This is a genomic window from Rhodanobacter glycinis (genome assembly GCF_900114325.1).
GTDB classification, from domain to species: domain Bacteria; phylum Pseudomonadota; class Gammaproteobacteria; order Xanthomonadales; family Rhodanobacteraceae; genus Rhodanobacter_A; species Rhodanobacter_A glycinis.
Genome location: NZ_FOSR01000003.1, coordinates 227657 through 252741, shown reverse-complemented (window position 1 = coordinate 252741; position 25085 = coordinate 227657). Strand labels below are relative to the sequence as shown.

Annotated in this window: 22 protein-coding genes and 1 tRNA gene; 13 read left to right on the top strand and 10 right to left on the bottom strand. The window is 65.3% G+C overall.

Features of this window, described 5'->3' with window-relative positions; all coding sequences use genetic code 11:
• Positions 1-66 precede the first annotated feature (66 nt).
• The 5 genes from BMY90_RS05075 (at position 67) to BMY90_RS05055 (ending at position 5316) form a co-directional block, all read left to right on the top strand.
• A complete protein-coding gene (locus tag BMY90_RS05075; RefSeq protein ID WP_092702164.1) occupies positions 67-1539 on the top strand; it encodes a GTPase in 1473 nt (490 codons plus the stop codon).
• 670 nt (positions 1540-2209) lie between these two features.
• On the top strand, positions 2210-2830 hold the full coding sequence (locus tag BMY90_RS05070; RefSeq protein WP_092702162.1) for a YceI family protein: 621 nt from the start codon (positions 2210-2212) through the stop codon (positions 2828-2830).
• Positions 2827-3402, top strand: coding sequence for a cytochrome b (locus BMY90_RS05065; protein ID WP_092702160.1), 576 nt, complete (start codon positions 2827-2829; stop codon positions 3400-3402). Before BMY90_RS05070 ends, BMY90_RS05065 begins: the two co-directional genes overlap by 4 nt.
• Positions 3399-3959 (top strand): YceI family protein, encoded by a 561-nt coding sequence (locus BMY90_RS05060; protein ID WP_175481496.1) that lies wholly within the window; start codon positions 3399-3401, stop codon positions 3957-3959. Before BMY90_RS05065 ends, BMY90_RS05060 begins: the two co-directional genes overlap by 4 nt.
• Positions 3960-3969: 10 nt before the next feature.
• Positions 3970-5316 carry a GTP-binding protein gene (locus BMY90_RS05055; RefSeq protein WP_092702158.1) on the top strand — a complete coding sequence of 449 codons (1347 nt, stop codon included), beginning with the start codon at positions 3970-3972 and terminating at the stop codon, positions 5314-5316.
• Positions 5317-5416: 100 nt separating this feature from the next.
• On the opposite strand, the gene BMY90_RS05050 is transcribed toward BMY90_RS05055, so the two are convergent.
• Entirely contained in the window at positions 5417-5659 is a 243-nt protein-coding gene (locus tag BMY90_RS05050; protein ID WP_092702156.1) for a glutaredoxin family protein, read from the bottom strand.
• Positions 5660-5727: 68 nt separating this feature from the next.
• Between BMY90_RS05050 and BMY90_RS05045 the strand changes: the two genes are divergently transcribed.
• On the top strand, positions 5728-7110 hold the full coding sequence (locus tag BMY90_RS05045) for an L-serine ammonia-lyase (RefSeq protein WP_092702154.1): 1383 nt from the start codon (positions 5728-5730) through the stop codon (positions 7108-7110).
• Positions 7111-7264: 154 nt separating this feature from the next.
• On the opposite strand, the gene BMY90_RS05040 is transcribed toward BMY90_RS05045, so the two are convergent.
• Positions 7265-7663, bottom strand: coding sequence for a helix-turn-helix domain-containing protein (locus BMY90_RS05040; protein WP_092702152.1), 399 nt, complete (start codon positions 7661-7663; stop codon positions 7265-7267).
• Between the two features lie 106 nt (positions 7664-7769).
• On the opposite strand from BMY90_RS05040, the gene BMY90_RS05035 reads away from it, so the two are divergent.
• Positions 7770-9845: a site-specific DNA-methyltransferase gene (locus tag BMY90_RS05035; RefSeq protein ID WP_092702150.1), complete on the top strand. Its 2076-nt coding sequence runs from the start codon at positions 7770-7772 to the stop codon at positions 9843-9845.
• A gap of 41 nt (positions 9846-9886) precedes the next feature.
• On the opposite strand, the gene BMY90_RS05030 is transcribed toward BMY90_RS05035, so the two are convergent.
• Positions 9887-10192: a HigA family addiction module antitoxin gene (locus BMY90_RS05030; protein WP_092702148.1), complete on the bottom strand. Its 306-nt coding sequence runs from the start codon at positions 10190-10192 to the stop codon at positions 9887-9889.
• A 12-nt stretch (positions 10193-10204) separates the two neighbouring features.
• On the bottom strand, positions 10205-10573 hold the full coding sequence (locus BMY90_RS05025; protein WP_425438645.1) for a type II toxin-antitoxin system RelE/ParE family toxin: 369 nt from the start codon (positions 10571-10573) through the stop codon (positions 10205-10207).
• Between BMY90_RS05025 and BMY90_RS05020 the strand changes: the two genes are divergently transcribed.
• Positions 10572-13514 (top strand): DEAD/DEAH box helicase family protein, encoded by a 2943-nt coding sequence (locus tag BMY90_RS05020; RefSeq protein WP_092702146.1) that lies wholly within the window; start codon positions 10572-10574, stop codon positions 13512-13514. The two genes, BMY90_RS05025 and BMY90_RS05020, sit on opposite strands and share 2 nt — an antisense overlap.
• Positions 13515-13776: 262 nt before the next feature.
• Here BMY90_RS05020 and BMY90_RS05015 read toward each other — a convergent pair whose 3' ends face one another.
• From BMY90_RS05015 to BMY90_RS04990, 6 genes are all read right to left on the bottom strand, one after another.
• Complete coding sequence (locus BMY90_RS05015) at positions 13777-15060, bottom strand: sensor histidine kinase (protein ID WP_092702144.1); 1284 nt, start codon at positions 15058-15060, stop codon at positions 13777-13779.
• Positions 15044-15730: a response regulator transcription factor gene (locus BMY90_RS05010; protein WP_008212270.1), complete on the bottom strand. Its 687-nt coding sequence runs from the start codon at positions 15728-15730 to the stop codon at positions 15044-15046. The genes BMY90_RS05015 and BMY90_RS05010 overlap by 17 nt, the downstream gene beginning before the upstream one ends.
• Before the next feature lie 476 nt (positions 15731-16206).
• A complete protein-coding gene (gene rimK, locus BMY90_RS05005) occupies positions 16207-17085 on the bottom strand; it encodes a 30S ribosomal protein S6--L-glutamate ligase (protein ID WP_092702142.1) in 879 nt (292 codons plus the stop codon).
• 49 nt (positions 17086-17134) lie between these two features.
• Positions 17135-17410 (bottom strand): DUF2845 domain-containing protein, encoded by a 276-nt coding sequence (locus BMY90_RS05000; RefSeq protein ID WP_092702140.1) that lies wholly within the window; start codon positions 17408-17410, stop codon positions 17135-17137.
• An 80-nt stretch (positions 17411-17490) separates the two neighbouring features.
• Entirely contained in the window at positions 17491-17943 is a 453-nt protein-coding gene (locus BMY90_RS04995) for an ATP-dependent zinc protease family protein (protein WP_245734909.1), read from the bottom strand.
• A 100-nt stretch (positions 17944-18043) separates the two neighbouring features.
• Positions 18044-18117: transfer RNA gene (locus BMY90_RS04990), tRNA-Gly, on the bottom strand.
• Between the two features lie 335 nt (positions 18118-18452).
• Between BMY90_RS04990 and BMY90_RS04985 the strand changes: the two genes are divergently transcribed.
• The 5 genes from BMY90_RS04985 to BMY90_RS04965 all read left to right on the top strand — a co-directional run bounded on the left by BMY90_RS04985 (position 18453) and on the right by BMY90_RS04965 (position 25020).
• Positions 18453-20603, top strand: coding sequence for a DUF6600 domain-containing protein (locus BMY90_RS04985; protein ID WP_092702137.1), 2151 nt, complete (start codon positions 18453-18455; stop codon positions 20601-20603).
• A gap of 216 nt (positions 20604-20819) precedes the next feature.
• The gene (gene thiS, locus BMY90_RS04980; RefSeq protein ID WP_092702135.1) at positions 20820-21020 is read left to right on the top strand and encodes a sulfur carrier protein ThiS; all 201 of its coding nucleotides are present in this window, start codon (positions 20820-20822) and stop codon (positions 21018-21020) included.
• 39 nt (positions 21021-21059) lie between these two features.
• Positions 21060-21860, top strand: a complete 801-nt coding sequence (locus BMY90_RS04975; RefSeq protein ID WP_092702134.1) for a thiazole synthase — start codon at positions 21060-21062, stop codon at positions 21858-21860.
• A 246-nt stretch (positions 21861-22106) separates the two neighbouring features.
• On the top strand, positions 22107-22802 hold the full coding sequence (gene trmB, locus BMY90_RS04970) for a tRNA (guanosine(46)-N7)-methyltransferase TrmB (protein ID WP_092702132.1): 696 nt from the start codon (positions 22107-22109) through the stop codon (positions 22800-22802).
• A 400-nt stretch (positions 22803-23202) separates the two neighbouring features.
• Positions 23203-25020 (top strand): SLC13 family permease, encoded by a 1818-nt coding sequence (locus BMY90_RS04965; protein ID WP_037101107.1) that lies wholly within the window; start codon positions 23203-23205, stop codon positions 25018-25020.
• Positions 25021-25085: the final 65 nt, after the last annotated feature.

Below are 25085 nucleotides of genomic sequence, written 5' to 3'. Positions count from 1 at the left end.
CCCGTGCATGATGCCAAAACCCCGCCGTTCGGGCGAGTCGGCGACCCTGCCGCTACACTTCGGCGCATGACCCGACGCCCCCGACTGCTGCTCGCCGCACTCGCCATCGCCGCGCTGTCATGGCTGCTGTTTGCCGCCGCCGACCGCGCGCTGGCGCTGGCCCAACGCTTCCTCACCCTGCCCACGTGGCTGCAGTGGACCCTGGGCCTCGTGCTGCTGGCCTTCGCGCTGGTCGGACTGGGCGTGTTGTGGTGGCTGCTGCGTCCGCGCCGCAAGCGCCGCCCCGTGCCGGCGCCCGATCGCGGCAGCCTGGAGCAACGCATCGGCCAGCTGCGCGAGCGCGGGACCGACACCGCGGCGCTCAACGCGGAATTGTCCGAACTCGATCGCCGCCGCAGTACTGCCCGTGTCTACGTGGCATTGTTCGGCGAAATCTCCAGCGGCAAGAGCAGCCTGATTCGCGCACTGGCGCCGCAAGCGCTGGCTACCAGTGACGTGCGCGGCGGCACCACCCAGCAAGTCACCCACCACGACGGCCAGTTGCCCGATGGCCGCGTGTTGGTACTGGCCGACGTTCCCGGCAGCCGCGAGGCCGGCGGCGAGGCGCACGAAACCCTGGCCCGCCACGAAGCCCTGCGCGCGCATGCCGTGGTTTACCTGTGCGCCGGCGACCTCACCCGCACACAGATGGATGAACTGCGCTGGCTCGGTGATTTCGGCAAGCCGCTGCTGCTGGCGCTGAACAAGGCCGACCAGTGGAACGAGGCCGAGCGCGCGCAACTGCTCGATCGCCTGCGCCGGCAGACCCGCGGGACCGCCGCCACCGTGGTGGCGATCAGCGCCGGCGGCAGCGAGCGTTTCCAGCGCCGGCTCGCCGACGGCAGCACCGAGCAGGTCGAACGCCAGCGCACGCCCGACATCGAGCCGTTGCTGCACGCCCTGGCCCGACTCACCGCCCCCGGCGCCGAAGGGCTGGAGCCACTGCGCGAACACGCCGTGCTGGCCGGCGTGCACGAACGCACCGGCGTCCTCGAGGCGCAGACCCGCGCCGCCGAATCCGAACGCATCGTGCGCAAGTACGCGCGGCGCGCCATCGTCGGCGCACTGGCGGCGGTGGTGCCAGGCAGCGACCTGGTGATCCAGGGCGCATTGGCCACCGCGCTCACCCGCGAACTGGCCACGTTGTACGGCGTGCGCGTCAGCGACGTCCAGATCGAGGACTTCATCCAGCAAGCCCGGCTCACCCTGCGCACCGGCAGTTCCATCGTGCTGGCCGTGGCCGGCAATGCACTGAAGGCCTTCCCCGGACTCGGCACGTTGGGCGGCGGCGTGCTGCACGCATTCGCTTACGCCTTGATCTTCGATTCGATGGGCCGCGCGCTGTCCGCCTCGCTGGCCGAACGCAAGACGCTGGATCAGCAGGATGCCGGGGAACGGTTGAAGGGGTTGCTGGCGGATGCGCGGGGGGCGCGGATGCGGCAGTTGGCGGCGCTGACGATGGAGGCCTGGCGGGAGCGGGACGAGGGGGATGCCTCGTAGGCTCCGCTGGTGGTGTCTGGGTGAGGCTGTCGCCTGACTTGGAGTTGGCGTCGGGTGGCTCGCCTGCAGAGGGCTTTTGCTCGTTCGGGCGTAATCGCCAGATTGCTCGCCTGCGGTGGGCTTTCGGACGCCTGCCGGCGCCCGAGTTACCTCTCTTTGCTGGCCCACGCCACTGCAGGAGCAGTGGCGAACAGCGAAGCTGGCCCGAAGGGCGTAGGGCAGGATGCCCGGAGTCAAGAGACATAACCCAGAGAAATGGCCTGTGGGACCCGCCGACCCTACAAGCCTGATCGGTCGAGGCTTTTTGGAATAGAGGTGGCTCTTCCTGTTACACCAGCGGCCACTCCGCGCCGTCACCGAAAACTGAGGACTAGGAAGGGCAGGCTCGCGCGATTGAACTCGACGCTTGGGTGTGCGGCTCTTGGGTTACTTTCTCTCGGGCAAGCGAGAGAAAGTGACTCGCCCGTCGACAGATGGGTGAAACCCCGACACTATAGGCGGCGGCACGCGACCGAATCACCTCAGTCAAAGCAAAACACCACTCAAAGCGCCTCGGGCAACAGCAGCAAACCGGCAAAACAAGTAAGCGCAACGAGCAGCGCCGCCCCGCGAACACTTTGTTCGCAACCGGCAACTGGCATCACCCGCATCATTCGGCCAGACTTCGCCCATGCCTCGTTTCCGCCCCACATGCTGGTTGTCGTTTGCCCTGGCCATCCTGTTATTGCCAGCAGCGGCGCAAGCCGCCATGCACACCTACCGCTATGACACGGTGCACAGCCAGATCGTCTTCAGCATCGACCACGACGGCTATTCGCGCCCGTTCGGGCGGCTGCGTATCGCGCACGGCTGGCTGCGCTTCGATCCGGATGACTGGAGCCATGCGTCTACGGTGCTGGACATCGACATGGGCAGCGCCGACATGGGTGATGCGAAGTGGAATGACGCAGTCTGCGGCGGCTCGCTGCTCGATTGCTCGCACGAACGTTACGCCCATTTCGTCAGTACCTCGGTGGAACGCAAGGACGCCAGCCACGGCGTGTTGCATGGCGAATTGACCCTGCATGGCGTGACCCGGCCGGTCACGTTGCCGTTCACCCTCAACCGGCTGGCGCGCACGATCTTCGGCATGCACGTGGTGGCCGGCTTCTCGGCCACTGCCACGCTGGACCGCACTGCCTTCGGCATCACCGCGTTTCCGAACGCCATCGGTCACAACGTCGCCGTATGGCTGGAACTCGAGGCGATTCGCGACGATCACATCGACACCACTTCCGGAGCCAAACCATGAGTCTGCGCAGCAACCATCGCCAATGGGGCAGCGTCATCAAGTGCTTCCACTGGATCATGGCGCTGGGCATTCTCGGCAACGGCGTGTGGGGCTTGCTGATGGTCGGCATGTCGCCGTCGATCTCGAAGATCAACGTGTTCGCGCTGCACAAGTCGATCGGCCTGACCCTGCTGGCCTTGCTGCTGCTGCGGCTGGCGTGGCGACTGAGCGAACGCGCGCCACCGGATGAACCGATGCCGCGCTGGCAGCGCCGGGTCGCGCACGCCACGCATGCCTTTCTGTACGTGCTGATCGCGGCGATTCCGCTCAGCGGCTGGTGGTTCAACTCGGTCACCGGCAAGCCGCTGCAATGGTTCAAGCTGTTCAACCTGCCCGCGCTGACGGCGAAGAACGAGGGCATCAGCCATGTCGTGCGCGACGTGCACGAATACCTGTTTTTCCTGCTGTTGCTGGTGCTGGTGTCGCATGTGGGCGCCGCTCTGAAGCATCACGTGTTCGATCGCGACAATGTGCTGCGCCGGATGCTGCCGTTCGGCCGCCCGCGCACGCCGCCCGAAGGAGACCATCGATGAAACATCCCGCCCTGAAATCCCTGCTGTTGCTCGCCGCGCTGACGCTGCCCTGCGCCGGCTTCGCCACCGACTACACCGTGCAACCGGCCGCCAGCAAGCTCGGTTTCGTCGGTGTTTTCCAGGGCGCCAATTTCGATGGCAGCTTCAGCCAGTGGACCGCGACGATCAGCTACGACCCGGCACACCTGGCCAGCTCGAAGTTCGACGTCGACGTGAACCTGGCCAGTGCGAAAACCGGCGACAGTGATCGCGACAGCGCCCTGCCCGGCCCCGACTTCTTCGATGTGGCCAAATTTCCCACCGCGCACTTTGTCACCACCGGTTTCCGCGATGTCGGCGGCAAGGTGATCGCCGATGGCCAGCTCACCCTGCGTGGCGTGACCAAGCCGGTCAGCCTCACGGTGGATTTCAAGCCGCAGGGCAGCGGTGCCACGCTGGATGTCAGCGGCAACCTCAAGCGCCTCGATTTCAACGTGGGCGGTGGCCAGTACGCCGATACCTCGGTGATCGGCGCCGACGTGAAAGTCACCGCACACCTCGTGCTCGCTGCCAAGTAGCCGATCACGCGTGGATCTCGACGCACTCTGGCAGCGATTGCGCAACCGGCTCACGCCGGAGCCTGCGCCAACGCGCACAGCCTCCGGCAACGCCGATACGCGCGTGGCCGACAGCCTGCGTAACCTGATCGATGATCCCGCCATTCCGCCGTCGGTTCGCCACGAACTGGCCGCCGATTTCGCGCGCATCGAGTCGATGCTGGCCCGGCTGGAACGCGGCGAATTGCACGTGGCGGTATTCGGCCGCGTCTCCGCCGGCAAGTCGTCGCTGGCCAATGCGTTGCTGGGCCACGAGGCATTCGCGGTGGGCGTCCTGCACGGCACCACCACCCAGGCCGCACAGGCCACGCTGGACGAGGCGCAGCACGACGGCCTGGTATTGATCGACACGCCCGGCATCAACGAACTGGATGGCGAGGCACGCGAGAAGCTGGCCTTCGACGTCGCCGAAATATGCGATTTGGTGATCTTCGTCTGTGATGGCGACCTGACCCGCGAAGAACTCGACGCACTGAAAACCCTGGCCGCCACCCAGCGCCCGCTGCTGCTGGCGTTGAACAAGGCCGACCGCTACAGCGCGGCCGAGCGTGTGGATCTGCTCGATCACCTGCGCCAGCGCACGCAGGGGCTGCTGCGCGAGCAGGATGTGCTGGCGGTGGCGGCACGCCCGGCCGCGCAACGCGTCGTCGACGCCGAGAACAATCGCGGGTTTTCCGCCGAACAAGCCACGCCGCCCGACGTCGCTGCCCTGCGCGAACGGCTGCTGGCCATCGCCGCGCGCGAAGGCAAGACGCTGTCCGCGCTCAATGCCGGCTTGTACGCAGGGCGACTTACCGATCAGGTCAGCGCACGCATCGCCGAAACGCGCCGCGCGGTGGCCAGCAAGCTGATCCGCCATTACTGCATCGCCAAGGGCGTGGCGGTGGCGCTGAACCCGATCCCCGTTGCCGACCTGCTCGCCGCCGCCGGCCTCGATGCGGCGATGGTGGTGCAACTGTCGCGCGTCTACGGCCTGCCGCTGACCCGCGCCGAATCCGGCCGGTTGGTGGCGGTGATCTCCGCCCAGCTCGCCGCGTTGATGGGCGCGATCTGGGGCGTGCAGCTGGTAGCCTCGGCGCTGAAAGGCGTCAGTGCCGGGCTATCCACCGTAGTCACTGCCGCGGCCCAGGGCGCGCTCGGCTGGTACGCCACGGTGCTGATCGGCCGCGCCGCCGAACGCTATCTGATCGCCGGCAAGTCCTGGGGCGAACAGGGCGCCAAGCGCGCCGTCGCCGAGATCGTCGCCAGCCTCGACCGTGATTCGATCCTGCGCGAAGCGCGCGAGGAGATTCTCAAGCGGTTGAGACGCGCACCGTAGGTCGCTCGCATCACCTGCCCCATCATGCAGGAGCGCACCCTGTGCGCGATGCTTTGCGGCGCAAACGCCACAGGAAGAGCATCGCGCACAGGGTGCGCTCCTACAGGAGGCGTTTGCTGCCCAGGAATGCCCGCACCGCGGCCGCGTCGAACGGCCAGTCCAGCTCGCGGCCGTCGTCGAGATTGCGCAATACCGGCACGCGCGTGCCGTAACGACGCTCCAGTTCCTTGCTGTCGTCCACCCACACGCTGTCGAACTCCGGCGTGCGCGCTTCGGCCAGTACGGCCAGCGCCATGTCGCAAAGGTGACAGTAGTCGCGTTGGTAGAGGATCAGTCGGGGCATGCGGCTGCGGATGGACGGAGATCCCGCGTAGAATAACCGTTCATCCCCATCTTCCCAGCAGCGTAGCCATGGCCGTCAGCGTATTCGACCTGTTCAAGATCGGCATCGGGCCGTCCTCCTCGCACACGGTGGGACCGATGCGCGCCGCCGCCCGCTTCGCCGAACGCTGGCTGGAAGAAAAAGGCGTGCTTGCCGACGTGGTGCGCGTGCGCGCCGAGCTGTACGGCTCGCTGGCGATGACCGGGCGCGGCCACGGTACCGACAAGGCGGTGTTGCTCGGCTTCACCGGCGAGCATCCGGATACGGTCGATCCCGACCGGATTCCGGCCACGCTGGAACACATTCGCGGCAGCGGTCGCCTGTCGTTGCTGGGCAAGCACGAGATCGAGTTCGACGAGAAGCGCGACCTGGTTTTCAACAAGCGCCAGAAGCTGCCGTTCCACACCAATGGCATGCGCTTTTCCGCCTACGATGCCGACGGCAACGAACTGGCCACGCGCGATTACTACTCGGTCGGCGGCGGCTTCGTGGTCAACACCGATGAAGCGGCGGAAGACCGCATCGTCGCCGACACCACCGCACAGCCCTACCCGTTCTCCACCGGCGACGAACTGCTGGCGCAGTGCGAAAAGCATCACCTCAGCATCGCCCAGTTGATGCTGGCCAACGAAAGCGTGTGGCGCCCCGAGGCGGAAACCCGCGCCGGCCTGCTGGTGATCTGGAAGGCCATGCGCGACTGCGTGGCTCGCGGCCTGCGCTCGCCCGGCACCCTGCCCGGCGGCCTGCACGTCACGCGCCGCGCCCCGGCGATGGCCGATGAATTGCGCAACCAGCCGGAAGCCTCGCTGAAGGATCCGCTGACCATCCTGGACTGGGTCAACCTGTACGCGCTGGCGGTGAACGAGGAAAACGCCGCCGGCGGCCGCGTGGTCACCGCACCCACCAACGGTGCCGCCGGCATCGTGCCGGCCGTGGGGCATTACTACCTGCACTTCTGCCCCAAGGCCGACGAGAACGGCATCGTCGACTACCTGCTCACCGCCGCCGCCATCGGCATCCTGTACAAGGAAAACGCCTCGATCTCCGGCGCCGAAGTGGGCTGCCAGGGCGAAGTCGGCGTGGCCTGCTCGATGGCCGCGGGCGGCCTCACCGCCGCACTGGGTGGCAATATCCACCAGGTCGAGAACGCCGCCGAGATCGGCATGGAACACAACCTCGGCCTCACCTGCGACCCGATCGGCGGCCTGGTGCAGATTCCCTGCATCGAACGCAACGCGATGGGCTCGGTCAAGGCGATCAACGCCAGCCGCATGGCGATGAAGAGCGACGGCAAGCACCGCGTCTCGCTCGACAAGGTCATCAAGACCATGCGCGACACCGGCCGCGACATGAAGGACAAGTACAAAGAGACCTCGCGCGGCGGTCTGGCGGTCAACGTCATCGAGTGCTGATGTTCTGCTCCCTCTCCCCTCCGGCGACCGAGGGGAGTCCCCTTGCGGGTGGGGGAGGGCTGGGGTGAGGGGTCAACCTCGCGAAAGCCCGCAAAAACACCCCACCCAACCTTCCCCTGCTAGCTGGGGAAGAAGCGAATGCGGAAGTTACCGCTCAGCGCAGCTTGCCCGGTGCCCCCTTCGCCAGCTCCGCGATCAGTTCGCGAACCAGTTTCCGTTTTTCGTCGGACAACTGAAGATAGTCCTCGAAAGCCAGCCGATCATGACCACGTACGTGATCCGGCCATGCGATGTTCACGTCCTGCACGCCCCTGGATCGGGTCACCCGATACTCCAGTTCGTGCGGCTCCACGCCCACGACCTTTGCCAACGCCTCCATGTGTGCCGGTCGCGGGCGATGCTTGCCGTTGAGCCAGCCTGATACCGCCTGCGAAGACACCTGCTCACCCTGCAATTCCAGAAGTCGCACCAGCTCCGACGCACTGGCCTCGATCCTCTCGTGCTTCAAGGCAGCTCGGAGGCGGTCGGCGAAGGCTTTCTTGTCGATCTTCATGGCCTGTGACCATAGGTGCCGTCCAGTCACGCCATTGAAAGTTTTACTTTATATATGTTGAAAGTTTTGCTTTCATGATCGATCAAGCCTTACGCCGGTCGTCGTCATGCCCAAGTCCCTGCTGGAACAACTCCCCGAGATCGTCGCCCGCGGGCGGCAGCAGGCCGAGAAGATCCTGGAGAGCCTGGAAGGACGCCACCGGGTCAGCCTGCAGACGCGCGAGTGGGTGCTGCCGTCGAAGGACACACGCGACAGCGACTGGATCACCGCGGCGAACCGGCAGGCGCACCTGGGCGACGAAGGCACGGCCGACTGGACCAACCGGCTGATCTACGGCGACAACCTGCTGGCGATGGCCGCCCTGCTGGCCGGCGACGAACACACGCCCAGCCTGCGCGGCAAGGTGGACCTGATCTACATCGATCCACCGTTCGATTCCAAGGCGGACTACCGCACCAAGGTTGCGCTGCCCGGCGTGGAGCTGGAGCAGAAGCCGACGGTGATCGAGCAGTTCGCGTATTCGGATACGTGGTCGGACGGCACGGCGTCGTATCTGGCGATGATCACGCCGCGGTTGATCCTGATGCGGGAGCTATTGAGTGATAGCGGCTCGATCTATGTGCATCTGGATTGGCATGTCGGCCATTACGTCAAAGTTGTGATTGACGAGATATTTGGAAAAGATAGATTTCGGAACGAGATCACATGGCAGCGTACGAATTCCCATAACGAGGCTGGGCAGTGGGGGCGAATCCACGACACGATCCTGTTCTATACCAAGACTGAAAATAGCTATTGGAATCCTGACCGCATTCCATTTTCTTCCGAACAACTGAAGCGCTACAAGAAAGACCCCAAAGGTCGCCTCTACACCTGCCAAGACATGACTGCTGAGAGAAAGAGCAGCGACTCCGGCAAATTCAACTGGCGCGGAACGATGCCCAGTGCTGGTCGTGGGTGGGGATATACGTTGGAGCAGCTCGAGGCTTGGTGGGAGCAAGGGCGCATCGCGCTCAAGAAAGATGGCACGCCCCGCATGGATGGATTGATTGTCTATCTCGATGAAAAGGATGGCGCTGTCCCGCAATCAATCTGGTCAGACGTATCGCGCGTAGGCAACACTTCGTCAGAACGCATTGGCTACAGCACGCAGAAGCCGGAAATTCTGGTTGAGCGTATCGTCAAAGCATCTTGCCCCGAGAGTGGCCTCGTCGCGGACTTCAACGGCGGCTCCGGCACCACCGCCGCCGTTGCCGAAAAGCTCGGCCGCCGCTGGATCACCACCGACCTCGGCAAGCCCTCCTGCATGATCATGCGCAAGCGGCTGATCGACCAAGGCGCGAAACCATTCCTGTACCAGGCGATCGGCGATTACCAGGTCGAGGCGGCGAAGAGTTCGCTGGGGCGCAGCTTCCGCGTCGGCGACCTGTCGTCCATCGTGCTGTCGCTGTACGGCGCGTTGCCTCTGCAGCCGGAGGACAACCCGCTGCGCAATCTCGGTGCGGTGGTGTTCGGCGGCAGGAAGACACTGGTGCTGGTGGACTCGCCGAACAAGCTCACCGGTGACGCCACCCTGCGCAAGGCGATCGCCCAGCGCGAACACCTGCTCGGCGGCTGGGATCGTGTCGTGGTGCTGGGCTGGAACTTCGAGCCGTCGATCGGCCAGAGCATCACCGCGCTGAACGATGCGCGGCTGGAAGTGCTGGTGATCCCGCCCGACCTTCTCGACCGCCTGCGCAAGAAGGGCGGCATCGAGAAGCTGCGCGGCCAGGTGCGCTTTTCAAGCCTGCAGTACCTCACGATCAAGCCGGTGCGCCGCACGCGCAGCGGCGACGAGGAACAGCTGCAAGTCGTACTGGACAACTACGTGCTGCTCTCGCCCGAGGCGATCAACCTCGATGAGGACAACCGCAAGAAGTTGCTCAAGGTCGCCAACGCCGAACCGCTGGCGCTGATCGAGTACTGGGCGGTGGACCCGGACTACGACGGCCAGGTGTTCCGCTCGGTGTGGCAGGACTATCGCGGCAACACCGCCAACGACGACGACCCGTTGCGCGTGGTGACCGAAGCGCGCTTCAACGTGCCGAGCAAGGCCGGCGAGCGCCGCGTCTGCGTGCGCGTGGTCGACGTGTTCGGCTTCGAGGCCGAGGTAGTGCAGATGGTGGCGGAGAGTAGGAAGTGATTACGCGTGGGACGCTCCGGCCCTCGTCATTCCAGCGGCTCTCAGGCCGCCAACCGCTGAACTTTGCGCAGACTGTCCTTGATCTCGCGCTCGGCGATCTTGAGGTCGTAGTCGGTCTGCCAGTTCAGCCACATTTGCGGGGTCTGGCCAAAGGCGCGACCAAACCGCAACGCAAGCTCCGCAGTCACCGGACGTTCGCCACGAACCACGTGCGAAATACGCATCGGCGAAACTCCGACCACGCGAGCGAAAGCCGCCTGACTCATGCCGAGGTCACTCAGGATCTCTTCGAGAAGTTCGCCGGGATGAATGGGCGGCATGCCGTTTTTGGTGGCGGGGATGGACATGTATGCGGTTCCTCAGTGGTAGTCGACGATCTCGACATCGAAAGCGTCGCCGCCTTCAAAACGAAAACACACCCGCCATTGTTCGTTGACACGAATACTCCATTGGCCTGCTCGATCACCTTTCAAGGCTTCGAGGCGATTGGAGGGCGGCTTGCGCAGATCCTCGACCCGATTGGCAAGATGCAGATGCTGCAGGCGTCCGATCGCACGACGCACGATATCCGGTGGAAATCGCTTGGCGGCTCCGGCGGAAAACAACCGCTCCGTTTCCCTGTCGACAAAGCTCCTGATCACCCGGTCACTCCTGTTTACCTGGTCGGCTTTCGCTCGGCCATCGTAAACAATATGTTTACGATGCGCAAGCATGGGGAGCATGAGCATGCGTGATCCCGCCAATCCGCTGGCGTTGGCTGCCGCACTGACCCGCCGCACCGAACAACTGTGCATCGGCCTGGAACAGGGCATCGCCGACCTCTATGAACTGGTGACGCCGGTGACCGCCGAGCTGCTGCGCTGGTGGTTCGGCGACGACGCCTGCCAGTCGCGCGCGTTCAATTTCCATCCGGGCCAGAAGCAGGCGATCCTCAACGTGATCGTGGCGCACGAGGTGCTGGACAGTCCGAACCTGAAAGACCTGTACACGCAGGTATGCGCCGATGTCCTGCTCGAAGGCACGCGGCTGGCCGATGTGGCGCAGGGCAAGCACGGCCATCCGAAGTACTGCCTGAAGATGGCCACCGGTACCGGCAAGACCTGGGTGCTGCAGGCGCTGCTGGTATGGCAGCTGTTGAACAAGACCGCGGCGCTGGACGAGGGGCGTGACGACCCGCGCTTCACCCGCCGCTTCCTGATCGTGGCACCGGGGCTGATCGTGTACGAGCGGCTGCTCGACGCCTTCCTCGGCAAGGAAAGTGAGGACAAGAGCCGCGACTTCGCCAGCTCCGACATTGCCAGTTACGCGGAATTGTTCACGCCGCCCGCACGGCGCGAACGCATCGCACAGTTCGTGCGCGGCAACGTCTGCCAGAAGCAGGAAATCGGCCTGAAGGCCACCGGCAACGGCATGATCGCGATCACCAACTGGCACCTGCTCAGCGAGGCCGAGGAGGAAGCCGAGCAGAACGAAACCGAGTGGGTCGACACGCCCGGCATAGTCGCCGACGCGGCGCGCGTGGCCTATGACGTGTTGCCACTGGTGCCTGGCCGCGCCACCGGCAACAGCCTCGACGTGCTGGACCGGCGCTGGGCACGCGGCAACATCCTGAGTTACCTCGCGGACCTGCCCGACCTGATGGTGTTCAACGACGAGGCGCACCACATCCACGAGTTGAAGAAGGAAGGCGAAATCACCGAGGTCGAGTGGCAGAAGAGCCTGTCGATCATCGCCGCGGGCAAGGGCCGCCGCTTCGTGCAGATGGACTTCTCCGCCACGCCGTACAACGACGTGGGCGGCGGCAAGAAGCGACGCAAGGTCTACTTCCCGCACATCGTGGTCGATTTCGACCTCAAGGACGCGATGCGGCTGGGCCTGGTGAAATCGCTGGTGCTGGACAAGCGCAAGGAACTCGGCGCGCTGCCGCTGGAGTTCAAGGCCGAGCGCGATGCGGACGGCAACGTGCAACTGTCCGAAGGCCAGCGCGTGATGTTGCGCGCCGGCCTGCAGAAGCTGCGCAAGCTGGAGGCGGATTTCGCCCGCGTCGATGCCACGCGCCATCCGAAGATGCTGGTGGTATGCGAAGACACCACGGTATCGCCGCTGGTGGCGCAGTTCCTGCGCGACGAGGGACTGCATGACGAAGACGTGCTGACCGTCGACTCGGGCAGAAAGGCCGAGCTGGGCGAGAAGCAATGGGCACCATTGCGCCAGCGCCTGTTCAATGTCGACAAACATGCGCAACCACGCGTGATCGTCAGCGTACTGATGCTGCGCGAGGGTTTCGACGTCAACAACATCTGCGTGATCGTGCCGCTGCGTTCCAGCCAGGCGCAGATCCTGCTGGAGCAGACCATCGGCCGCGGCCTGCGGCTGATGTGGCGCGACCCGGAATACGCGGACATCAAGCGCGAGAACCGTGAGCGGATCAACCGCGGCGAGGAACCCGGTTCGCTGATCGACATCCTCTCCATCGTCGAGCATCCGGGGTTCCAGAGCTTCTACGACGAACTGATGCGCGAAGGTCTGGTCGGCGAGACCGGTGATGACGACGAGGGCAGCAGCACCGGCGACCTGATCGCCGCCGAGCTGCGAGAGGGTTACGAGAAATACGACTTCGCCATTCCGTTCATCCTGCGCGAGACCGAGGAGAACGTCGAACACCTGCCGATCGACATCGCCACGCTGTCGCCATTCAGCGCAATGAGCCGCGCGAAGCTCGCCGAGCTGTTGGGCAAGGGCGACACCTTCACCTCGCAGGACCTGCAGAGCAGCACGCTGTTCGGCGACTACCGTGTCGACGGCGTGGCGATGAACGTCGGCGGCTACAACGAGCTGCTGTCGCGGCTGACCCGGCGCGTGAGCCAGGCGCTGAATCATCCGTTGCCGAAGGGCAACAAGATCGCCTATAACCTGGATCGTCCCTACCTGCAGATGAATACCGCCGCACTGGCCACCGCGCTGGACGACTACATTCGCGAACGCCTGTTCAACGAGCCCTTCGAGCCGTTCGAGGACGAAGGCTGGCGGCTGTTGCTGTTGCAGCCGGTGCTCGATCACGTCGTGAAGATCTTTGGCCTGGCGCTGGTACGCGCCGAGGAACACAGCACCAGCGGTACCACCGAAGTGCGCCATCGCCACCTGTCCGAGGTGACCAGGCTGATGGTGCGCGAAAGCGCGTCGCTGGAAGTGTCCAAGTGCATCTATACGCGGCTGCCCTATCCCACCCGCAGCGGCGGGCTGGAGCGCACCTTCATCGAGTGGGCGCAACGGGATGCCGGCGTCGAGGCGTTCTGCAAGATCAGCGAGAACCGCCACGACTTCGTGCGGCTGCGCTACGTGAAGAACGACGGCCTGCCCGCGTTCTACATCCCGGATTTCCTGGTGCGCACGGCCGACGCGATCTACCTGGTCGAGACCAAGGCACAGGAGCAGATCAGTCATCCAAATGTGCAGCGCAAGCTGAAGGCCGCGGCCACGTGGTGCGAGCGGATCAATGCACTGGAGCCCTCACAACGCGGCGAGCGGAACTGGCACTACGCCCTGGTCGGCGAATCACTGTTCCATGATTGGCGCGAGAAAGGCGCCCGGCTGGGCGAGTTGCTGGCGTATTCGCGGGTGCGCCCGGCGGTGGCACCGGGAGCCCAGGCTGGGCTTGCGCTGGATTAGCACCTGCCACGCCAACATCGTCGAGTGCGGCCCCCGTTCGGTCCCGCCCCTTGCGCATGCAGGGGGCGGGAGGGCGTGACCCGGGCTAACGGAAAGATCAAGCAAGAGCACCCCACCCCAACCCTCCCCTGCATGCAGGGGAGGGAGAAAACTGGTGTCCACGATCTCGTTTAGCGCGCCCGCATGCCCTCATCGCTCCACGGCAGGAGCGGTTTCAGCCACAAGGTGGAGCACCTGCAAGGACAAGGTCGTGAACAGACTCTCAGTCAAACACGATGCTCGCAATGGCGCCGTTGGCGTCGCCGCGTGGGCGCATCGATACGTTCCAGCCGTAGAGGTCGCACAGGCGGCGCACGATGGCCAGGCCGAGCCCGGCACCGCTGCCGCCGGCGCCTTCGCCGCGCACGCCGCGCTGGAACAGGCGTTCGGCATCTTCGGGCTTGATGCCGGGGCCGGTGTCGATCACTTCGATGCGGCCTTTCCCCACTTCCACGCGCACGGTGCCTTCCAGCGTGTATTTGATGGCGTTGCCGATCAGGTTGGTCAGCGCCACTGACAGCACCGAGGCCGGGGCGTTGACGCTCACCGGCTCGTTCATCGCCAACTCGATTTCCACCGGTTTGCCGCGCAGCTGCGGGCGCTGGCTTTCGATCACGTCGGCGGCGACCTTGCCGACCTCGGTGGTTTCGCCGCGGGTGGGGCCGCGGCGTTCGGCGCGGGAAAGCAGCAGCAGCGCCTCGATCAGCTCGGTGGCCTGGCGCGAGGCGCGCTCGATGCGCTTGAGGCGTTCGGCGAGCTTGGGCGTCAGGTCGGGCGAACCCTGCAGCAATTCGGTGGTACTGGCGACCACCGCCAGCGGTGTGCGCAATTCATGGCTGACGTCGGAGTTGAATTCGCGGTCGCGCTCGACCATCGCGGTGAGCCGCGCGGCGTATTCGTCCAGCGCCAGCGCCAGTTCGCCCACTTCGTCGTCGGCGAAGTTCGCCGCCAGCGGCTCGGCCTTGCCGGCCTTGCGGAAGTCACGCAGGCGCTGCGCCAGTTGGGTCACCGGTTTGAGCACCTTGCGCGACAGCCATAGGCCGATCGCCAGCGAGAGCAGGCCAAACAGGAATACCGCCGCGATGACACTGATCAGAAGTTGCCGTTTGCCCAGTTCATCGCGGGATACGTCGTAGCGCAGAAAGCTGATGACACCACCCTTCCGCTCGACAGCCAACTTGTAGCGCTTGGTGTGACCGTCAGCATCCGTCTCAGTGATGTCATGAACGCCAGTCGCCAGGTTTTGCCAGTTCAGTGGTGCCTTGTAGATCGTCCGCTCGCTCCACGACCAAGCCTTGATGATGTCGAAATGAGGCGGTCTGGTCGGATCGGCACGAACCTGCGCATTGAGGTTGTCCACCTCATTCTGCAGGCTGTTGCTGACCAATTGATCCTCGACGCGCGAACGAATGTTCAGCGCAGCCACGGCAAACAACGCGCTGAGGCCGAAGCCGAACAGCGCGAAGGAAACGACGAGGCGAAACCGCAGCTTACGCCTGGACTGCATCCGGATCGACCATGCGGTAGCCGATGCCGTGCCGCGTGTGGATCAGCGGCTTGTCGAACGGCTTGTCGATCGCGGCGCGCAGGCCGTGGATGTGTACGCGCAGGGAGTCGCTGTCGGGCAGTTCCTCGCCCCACACCTTCTGCTCCAGATCCTGTCGTGTCACCACCGAGGGGCTGGCTTCCATCAGCGCCTGCAGCAGTTTCAGGCCGATCGGGTTGAGCTGGATCGACTTGCCATCGCGGTTCACGGTGAGCGTGTCGAGGTTGTAGGTCAGGTCGGACACCTTCAGCACCCGGCTCTGCGGGCCCTTGCCGCGGCGCGCCAGCACTTCCAGCCGCGCGGCCAGTTCCTGCAGCGCGAACGGCTTGGTCATGTAATCGTCGGCACCGGATTCGAAGCCGGTGAGCTTCTGTTCCAGTGCGTCGCGCGCGGTCAGCATCAGCACCGGGGTCTGCTTGTGCGCCTCGTGGCGCAGCTTGCGCGCCACGTCCAGGCCGTCCATGCCGGGCAGGGTCAGATCCAGCACGATCACGTCGAAATCGTGCACCACGGCAAGATGCAGGCCGGTCACGCCATCGCCGGCGAAATCCACCACATGGCCGCGGTCTTCCAGATAATCGCCGATGTTCGTCGCGATATCGCTGTTGTCTTCAATCACCAGAACGCGCATGCGTCACTCCGCTACGCTGCCGGCACACAGTCCGGCGGAAGCTCAAGCTTAAACGGTGTGCCGCACCGACGTAAGCGGTAAAGCTGAATGCATCGTGGTGAATCGCGGCCGAAACCGCCTCACCCAGCTCTTTTGCAGGAGCGCACCCTGTGCGCGAAGGCTCTTGGCCGGGTATCGCGAGAAGCCTTTCGCGCACAGGGTGCGCCCCTGCAAAGGACATTGCATGGCCGGTTTCGGCCGCGATCCACCCGACAGCATAAAAAAGCCCGGGCGCATGACCTTGCGGCCACCCTGCCCGGGCTGAAGCTACTTGCCCCGATACCGTCATCTGCTGCCACCGTAGCCTTGCGGTTGAAGTGTCCAGCAAAAAACAGTGGGGTCTTTATAGGGGTGGCAGGGTTACGCGGCAGTTAATCCCATCCATACGCGGTCGCACAGTGTTCATGAAACCTCTCGAAATGCGCAGCGCCGCACATTCACTTTGCCGTGTTCCGCTCCAGGTGCTCGATGATGCAGGTGGATACATCCACGCCAGTCGCCGCTTCGATGCCTTCGAGTCCCGGCGAGGCATTCACTTCCAGCACCAGCGGGCCACGATGGGAGCGCAGCAGGTCGACGCCGGCGATACCCAGACCCAACGCACCGGCCGCACGTACCGCGATGCGTTTTTCCGCCGCGCTCAGCACGGCCGCGCTGGCGCTGCCGCCACGATGCAGGTTGGCGCGGAAATCGCCGGGGCTGGCCTCGCGTTGCATCGCCGCGACCACCTTGCCGCCGACCACGAAACAGCGCAGGTCGCAGCCCTTCGCCTCAGCCACGAATTCCTGCACCAGGAAGTTGGCGTACAAGCCGCGAAACGCCTCGACCACGCTCTGCGAGGCGCTGCGCTTTTCCGCCAGCACCACGCCGGTGCCCTGGCTTCCCTCGTTGAGCTTGATCACGTGCGGCGGCTCGCCCAGCATCGCCAGCACGTCGTCGGTGTCGTCGGGGTTGTCGCCGAACACCGTCACCGGCATGGCAATGCCCTGGGCGGCAAGGATCTGCAGGCTGCGCAGCTTGTCGCGCGCGCGCAGCACCGCGTCGGACGGGTTGGGCGTGTACACGCCCATCATTTCCAGCTGGCGCAATACCGCCGTGCCGTAGAACGTGGTGTTGGTGCCGATGCGCGGGATCACCGCGTCGATATCGCGCAGCGGCTTGCCCTTGTAGCGCATCTGCACCGCTTCCGGCGCGATGCGCACGTAGCAGCGCAACGGGTCGAGCACGCGTACCACATGGTCACGGGCACGGGCCGCCTCCACCAGCCGACGCGTGGAATACAGCCGCGCATTGCGCGAGAGAATGGCGATCTTCATGGGGTTCCGGGATGACCAGCGCGGCTGTCGTTGAAAAAGCGCGACCGGTTCAGTTGTACGTTTCGGTGATCTTCGCCACGCGACCATCCTGGCCGACGTAGATGGAGATGGTCTTGTTGCCTTCGTCGTAGTCCAGTCGATGCGCGACCACCGCGCCAAAGCGGTTCTGCACATCGCTCTGTATCGCGGGCTTGCCGGCCACCTTCAGCACATGCGCCTCGGTATCGCCAAGCACCACCAGGCTGGAACCGAAGCGCACGCTGTCGGCAGCCGCTGCGGAAAACGCCAGCACCAGGCCGGCCATCAGGACAATCCATCGTTTCATGACTCCATCTCCATGCCACCGCGGGGAAATCCAAGCTTATACAACCCGGCACCCGAGGCAAATGTTGCAACAACGTCATCTCACGCATGTGACGAAAGCCCGGCGACCGCGGCGTGAGCGAGCGTTGCCGCCACGTAGGACAAGGCCGGGTCCACGCGGAATCGCTCATTCAGTGCCGTGCGCCCCAGCAGCAACGGAAAACGCATGCCGCGGCGGTCGGTCAGGCTGATCTCGGCGTCGAAGCAATGCCCCGCGAGCAGGATCTGGCTGCGGATGAACCAGCGTTCGGCACGATGGCCGCTGCTGTTGGTCACCACGCGCCGGCCCAGCGCCGGTGCCTCGCACGTCACGCCGTACTGCGCATGCCGCCCCTGGCTCACGTCAAAGCGCAGCCAGACCGAACCATCGCGCATGAACGTTTCAAGGGAATCCACATGCAGCGCACTGGAACGCGCGCCGGTGTCGAGCTTGGCGCGCAGCCGCTCGATGCCAAGTTGCGGCAACCCGACCCGCTCCCGCCAACCAAGAGTCATCACGCCTGCAGTCATCGGCACACGCTGGTTGCTTGGAGGATTCGGGGAAGTTCGACGGGGATCGAACCGGTCGTTCAAACCAGCTGCGGGGACAGCGTGGTGGAGCGGGTGAAGGGAATCGAACCCTCGTCAGTAGCTTGGGAAGCTACAGCTCTACCATTGAGCTACACCCGCGTTGCCGGCGGATGGTAACCCGGGATCGGCAGGTTTTGGAATCCCGGTCGCTCGTCATTCCTGCGAAGGCAGCAATCCAGCACCATTGATTTCAATGGCCCGGAGTCGAGGAGTTCCGTACTGAGCGGCGGTTCGGCTGGCGAGGTTCGTTGGACGACGGTGGCTTCCGGGGTCCTTCAGGCGTCGCAGCCACGCATGAATCCGGCCGAAACCGACTCATCGATGGCCTTGCCCGCCACCTCGCCCGCTGTCATCGTCATGGCCATTCGCACGTTGTTCCGGGGGCAGGACTCACGAAAGCGCGTCCCCGCGCGCTCCCGCAAGAAGAGGATGTCATGCGCATGCCCACCAGCCTGCCCCCATCACTTCGCCGCTGGCGCGTAACCGCGCTGCTTTTGCTGCTGAGCCTGACCGCCACCGCGTGGTCCCAAACCACCGACACCACCGCCGTCGACCCGCCCACACGGGTGGCGCGCCTGTCCTACCTGGCCGGGGATGTCGGCGTACTGCCGGCCGGTGCGCATGACTGGAGCGATGCCGACGTCAACCGCCCGCTGACCGACGGTGACCAGCTTTCCAGCGGTGCCGATGCGCGTGCCGAGCTGGAACTGGGCGGCGCCATGCTGCACGTCGATGGCGATACCGACCTGGGCCTGCTCGCCCTGAACGGGCAGCTTGGCCAGTTCGAGCTGACCCAGGGCACGCTGGAGCTCAGCGTGCGCAGCCTCGCCAACGGCCAGAGCTACGAGATCGACACGCCCACGGTGGCGCTGGTGATGGATCAGCCGGGCTCGTTCCGCGTGGATATCGGCGCCGATGGCCGCTCCACCACGGTCACCGCCTTCAACGGCAACGCGGTGGTGTTCGGCCAGAACAACGCACAGCAGGACGTGATCGCCGGGCGCAGCTACCAGTTCGACGACGCGTCGCTGAGCGACGTGGGAATCACCGACGTGGGCGGCAACGACGCGTTCGATGCCTGGTGCAGCGACCGCGACCGCCGCTACACCGACGCGATGACGCCGCGCTACGTCTCCACCGAAGTGGTGGGCGCCGAAGACCTGGACAACTACGGCGACTGGAACGACGACCCCGAGTATGGCGAGGTGTGGTACCCCGCCCATGTCGTCGCCGGCTGGGCGCCGTACCGGTTCGGCCACTGGGTGTGGATCACGCCATGGGGCTGGACCTGGGTGGATGACGCACCGTGGGGCTTCGCGCCGTTCCACTACGGCCGCTGGGCCTATATCCGCGGCGCATGGGGCTGGCTGCCCGGTCCGCGTTACGCGCGGCCGATCTATGCACCGGCGCTGGTCGCCTTCGTCGGCGGCGGACGACACTGGGGCGTATCGGTGGGCCTGGGTGCACCGGTGGGCTGGTTTCCGCTCGGTCCGGGCGAGATCTTCAACCCGTGGTACCACGCCAGCCGCGGCTATTACTCGCGCGTCAACATCGCCGACCTGCGCGATCGCCACGGGCACAGCCCGCACGACATCGCCGGCCGCATCGAACGCCATTACGGCGACTTCCAACGCGGCCGTACCTCCCCCGGCATGGACTACGCCCACCATCACCCGCACGGCTTCACCGCCGTTCCCGAACGCAGCTTCGCCGAGGCGCACGACGTGCATCGGCATCTGCTGCATGTCGACCCCCGTCGCCTGGCCCATGCGCCGATCGAAGCCCGCGGGGTTCGCGTGAAGCCCGTGCCGGTCAATCCACTGTCGTCGCGCAACCCACGCCTGCGCTCACTGCCCACGGCCGGCTTCCGTCGCCCCGTGGTGATGCGCCATGCACCAGACGACGAGCGCTTTGTCCGTGCCGGACGCTACAACGTGGCGCACCCGGACTACCGCGTGTCCGCCGGGATTGCCCGTCCGGACGTACCACCCACCACGCCGCGCAGCAACGTGCGTGCCTACGGCGGCAACCACCCGGCGACCCTGCCAACGCCGCCGCGCCTCATCACCGCGCATGACCTGCAACGCACCGGCGAGCTTCCTTCTGCCCGCTTCGCGCAGCAACACCGGGACACGCGTCGCGAATACGTGCAACGTCCCGGCGTGAGTTTTGTGGGTCGCGGATCGGAGCCATCACGGGAAACGCAGCATCCCGTGGGCGCGCTGCCGCCGGAACCGCGTTTCGAACGCGTGCAATCCCTGCCGCGCGACACCGGCGCCCGTGAATCCGCCGCGCGCTTCGAAGCAGCCCGGCGCATGCGCGACGAACGCGCGCCTCCAGCCACCTACCGCACACATGTCGACGCGATGCCGCGCAGCTACAACAACGCAGCCCCACGCTCATACAACAACATCCCCCAGCGCAGCTACAACAGTGCACCGCACCCGGATTACCGCGCGCCAGCCTTCCGCCAGCCACCGCGGGTAGAACCGGAACGGCGTGCACCCCAAGCCCATTCGGCGCCCAGCCGCGGATATGGCGGGCACGCACCGGCATACCACCCGGGCGACGATCGGCAGCACTGAAACAGCCGTTTCGACGCCACTGTAGGAGCGCACCCTGTGCGCGATGCTTTTTCGCAGTGTGCTACCGAGAGCATCGCGCACAAGGTGCGCTCCTACCTCCTCCGCGCGACGGACTATGAAACATCCGGACAAATTGACTTTCGATACGTTCCATCATCCTGGCGCCAAGGCCGGGCCGCTCCCAACAGCCCCGGGCACAACCGCTACAATAGGCGGATGCATATCACGCTCAATGGCCAGCCGCGCGATTGCACGGCCTCGATCACCATCGCCCACCTGCTCGATGAAGCCGGTTACGCCGGTCGTCGCGTGGCGGTGGAAGTGAACCGCGAGATCATTCCGCGCAGCCGCCATGCCGAGCACGCGCTGGCCGAAGGCGATGAGGTGGAAATCGTCCACGCCATCGGCGGCGGCTGACCGCACGCTTCGCCCTTTCCCCCACATTCCGGCCACGCCATGAACCTGAAAACCACCGACATCGCCGACCCGTTGATCATCGCCGGCAAAAGCTACGGCTCGCGCCTGCTCACCGGCACCGGCAAGTACAAGGATTTCGATGAAACCCGCGCCGCCTCGCAGGCTGCGGGCGCCGAGATCGTCACGGTGGCGATCCGTCGCGTGAACATCGGCCAGGACGCCAGCCAGCCCAGCCTGCTCGATGCGCTGCCGCCCGAGCAGTTCACCCTGTTGCCGAATACCGCCGGTTGCTACAACGCGGTCGACGCCGTGCGCACCTGCAAGCTGGCGCGCGAGCTGCTGGACGGCCACAAGCTGGTGAAGCTGGAAGTGCTGGGCGACCCGAAGACCCTGTTCCCGGACGTGGTGGAAACCCTGAAGGCGGCAGAGGAACTGGTCGCCGACGGTTTCGACGTGATGGTCTACACCTCGGACGACCCGATCCTGGCCAAGCGGTTGGAACAGATCGGCTGTGTAGCAGTGATGCCGCTGGCCGCGCCGATCGGCTCGGGCCTGGGCATCCAGAATCGCTACAACCTGCTGGAAATCGTGGAGAACGCCACGGTACCGATCATCGTCGACGCCGGCGTGGGCACCGCGTCCGATGCCGCCGTGGCGATGGAACTGGGCTGCGACGGCGTGCTGATGAACACCGCCATCGCCGGCGCGAAAGATCCCGTACTGATGGCCCACGCGATGAAACTGGCGATCCAGGCTGGCCGCGCCGCCTTCCGCGCCGGGCGGATTCCGCGCAAGCGCTATGCTTCGGCCTCCAGCCCGGTCGACGGCATCATCGGCTGATCGCACTCCCCTCTCCCGCCGGGAGAGGAACTTCACCCTACGCCATTCGCCCTGAGCGTAGGCCCGCAGGGGCCGAAGTCGAAGGGTAGCCCTTCGACTTCGCTACGCTACGCTCAGGGCGAACGGTGAAAAACCACGCTCACTGCTGCGAAAAGCCTGCACCTACTCGCTCCGCCCGCACCCTCACCCGCCTGCCGGCACCCTCTCCCAAAGTGAGAGGGACTCACTCGATAGCTTTCGCCCGACATGACCGACCATCCCGTTCCCGACCATCTCCGCCGCATCCGCAGCTTCGTGCTGCGCGACGGCCGCATGACGCCCGCGCAACAACGCGCCTTCGACGATCACTGGGCCCGTTTCGGCATCGATTACACCGGCTGTGCACAGGACTTCGCCACCCGCTTCGGGCGTACCGCACCGCTGGTGATGGAAATCGGTTTCGGCAACGGCGAGGCGTTGGCGTGGGCCAGCGAGCACGATCCGGCGCGTGACTACCTCGGCGTGGAAGTGCACGGTCCCGGCGTCGGCCGGCTGATGAACGTGCTGGCAGCGCGCGATGCCGGCAATGTGCGCCTGTATCGGCACGACGCGGTGGAAGTGCTGGAAAACGAGATCGCCCCGGACACCCTGGCCGAAGCGCGCATCTGGTTTCCCGACCCGTGGCACAAGAAGCGCCACAACAAGCGCCGCATCATCCAGCCCGGGTTCGTCGCCCAACTCGCCACGCGCATGGCCCCCGGCGGCCTGCTGCACCTGGCCACCGACTGGCAGGCCTACGCCGAGCACATGCTCGAAGTGATGGAAGCCGCGCCGGCCTGGTCCAACGCCATCGCCCCCGGCGAGTACGCCGAAAAGCCCGCCTGGCGTATCGAAACCCACTTCGAACGGCGCGGATTGAAGTTGGGTCACGGGGTGTGGGATCTGCTTTACCGTCGCGTCTGACGCCGCGAAGCACAAGATCCACCACATCGAATGACCTACCCGGTAGGAGCGCACCCTGTGCGCGAAAAGCCTATTGCAGGCTCAGGCAATCGCGCACAGGGTGCGCTCCTACAATCAGCAACGGCGTGCAAGGGAGGTTGGGAGGGGGTCAACCACTCTCGCCACAAGCTTACCTACCCCACCCCAACCCACCCCTGCTGGCAGGGGGTGGGGGCAAAAGCGAGAACTGCGGTGATCCACTTGCTCCCGATTCACCAGCCCTTGCACTTGGCCGCTTATACTTGCGTTCAATCAGGGACCCAAGCTGCCGCAGCGTGAATCATCCACTGCCCATCCATCGCCAGACTGATCGCTCGCCCCGCCGGGACGCTCGCTAGTGGGACTGACCCTCACACCCGACATGATGCTGGTGCTCGGGCTGGTGGTCTTCACCATGCTGATGCTGGTGCTGGAGTGGATCCGCGCCGACATGGTGGCGCTGCTGGTGGTGGTGGTGATCGGCCTGACCGGGCTGATTCCGGCCGACAAGGTCTTCAACGGATTCGCCGGCAACGCGGTCATCGCGATCATCGCGATCATGATCATGGGCGAAGGGTTGGACCGCGCCGGCGTGCTGAGCCTGACCGCCCGCTTCGTGATGCGCATGGCACGTGGCAAGGAATCCCGGCTGGGCGTGGTGATCAACTCGGTCGCCAGCCTGTTCAGCGCGGTGATCCCCAGTCAGGCGCTGGCCGCGCTGATGATCCCGGTATCCAGCCGCTTGTCCGCGCGCACCGGCGTGCCGATCTCGCGGCTGCTGCTGCCGATGGCGTTTTGTATCCTCACCGCCACCAACACCACGCTGATCGCGAACTCCCCGCTGATCATGCTGAACGACCTGATCGCCAGCGCCAACAACAACCTGCCGCCGGGCGCGCAGACCATTCCCAAGTTCGGTCTGTTCAGCGTGACCCCGGTGGGCCTGGCGCTGGCCATTACCGGCGTGCTGTTCTTCTGGCTGTTCACCCGCAAGGTGCTGCCCGAGCGCGAAGACGCGCGCCAGAAGGTGACCCCGGGCCGTACCGAAAGCTACTTCGCCGAGACCTACGGCATCGTCGGCGAGACCGCCGAGCTCACCGTCACCGCGGAAAGCCCGCTGGTAGGCATGAGCATCGGCGAAGCGGAACAACTGCACGGCGCGCCGCTGATCCTGGCCATCAAGAGCGGCAACGATGCACGCATGGCCCCGCCGGCGGACCACGTGATCTGGGTCGGCTCGGTGCTGGGTGTGCTCGGCCCCCGCGAGCAGCTCAATCAGTTCGCCAACAACCAGCTGTGCCGCCTGCTGCCACGCATGCGCCAGTTGGGCGAGCTGTTCAATCCGACTCGCGCGGGCATTTCGGAGGCGGTGATTCCGCCCAACTCGCGTTTCATCAAGCAGACCATCGGCGACCTCCACCTGCGCAAGCGCCACGGCATCTCGGTGTTGGCGGTGACCCGTGGCGAGCACGTATACCGCGACGACGTGCGCGCAGTCAGCCTGCGCGCCGGCGACACCATGGTGCTGCATTCAAGCTGGCGCGAACTGGCGCAAACCGCCGAGGACCGCGACCTGGTGGTGGTCACCGACATCCCGCGGGAGGAACAGCGCCCGAACAAGATCTGGCAGGCTGTGGGCTTCTTCTTCACCGCCAAGTGCCTGGCCCTGTTCACCAATCTCGATCTGTCCATCGCCATGATGACCGGCGCCATCGGCATGCTGCTGTCCGGCGTGCTGAACATGGATGAGGCCTACAAGGCGATCAACTGGAAGACCATCTTCGTCACCGCCTGCCTGATCCCGCTGGGCTGGTCGATGGACTCCACCGGCACCGCCGCGTGGCTGGCGCAGGAAGTGCTGGTGCACATGGGCGGCGCCTCGCCGTGGGTGCTGCAACTGGCACTGGCGACGCTCACCCTGCTGTTCTCGCAGGTCATGTCCAACGTGGGCGCCACCGTGATGATGGTGCCGGTGGCGATCAGCGTGGCCGTGGCCACCGGCGGCAATCCGTCCGCCTATGCGCTGATCGTGGCCGTGTCCTCGTCCAACACCTTCCTGATCAGCTCCGGCCACCCCGCCCTGATGATGGTCACCGGCCCCGGCGGCTACAAGAGCAAGGACTTCCTGCGTGCCGGCATCCCGCTGACCTTCGTGGTCCTGGCCATCACTCTGGTGGCGATCAACCTGATGTTCCATTGAGGGCTCCCACGCCTCCGCGCGATGATTTCTCCACCCGCGCGGGCACCCGAGCCGGGGACCGCAAC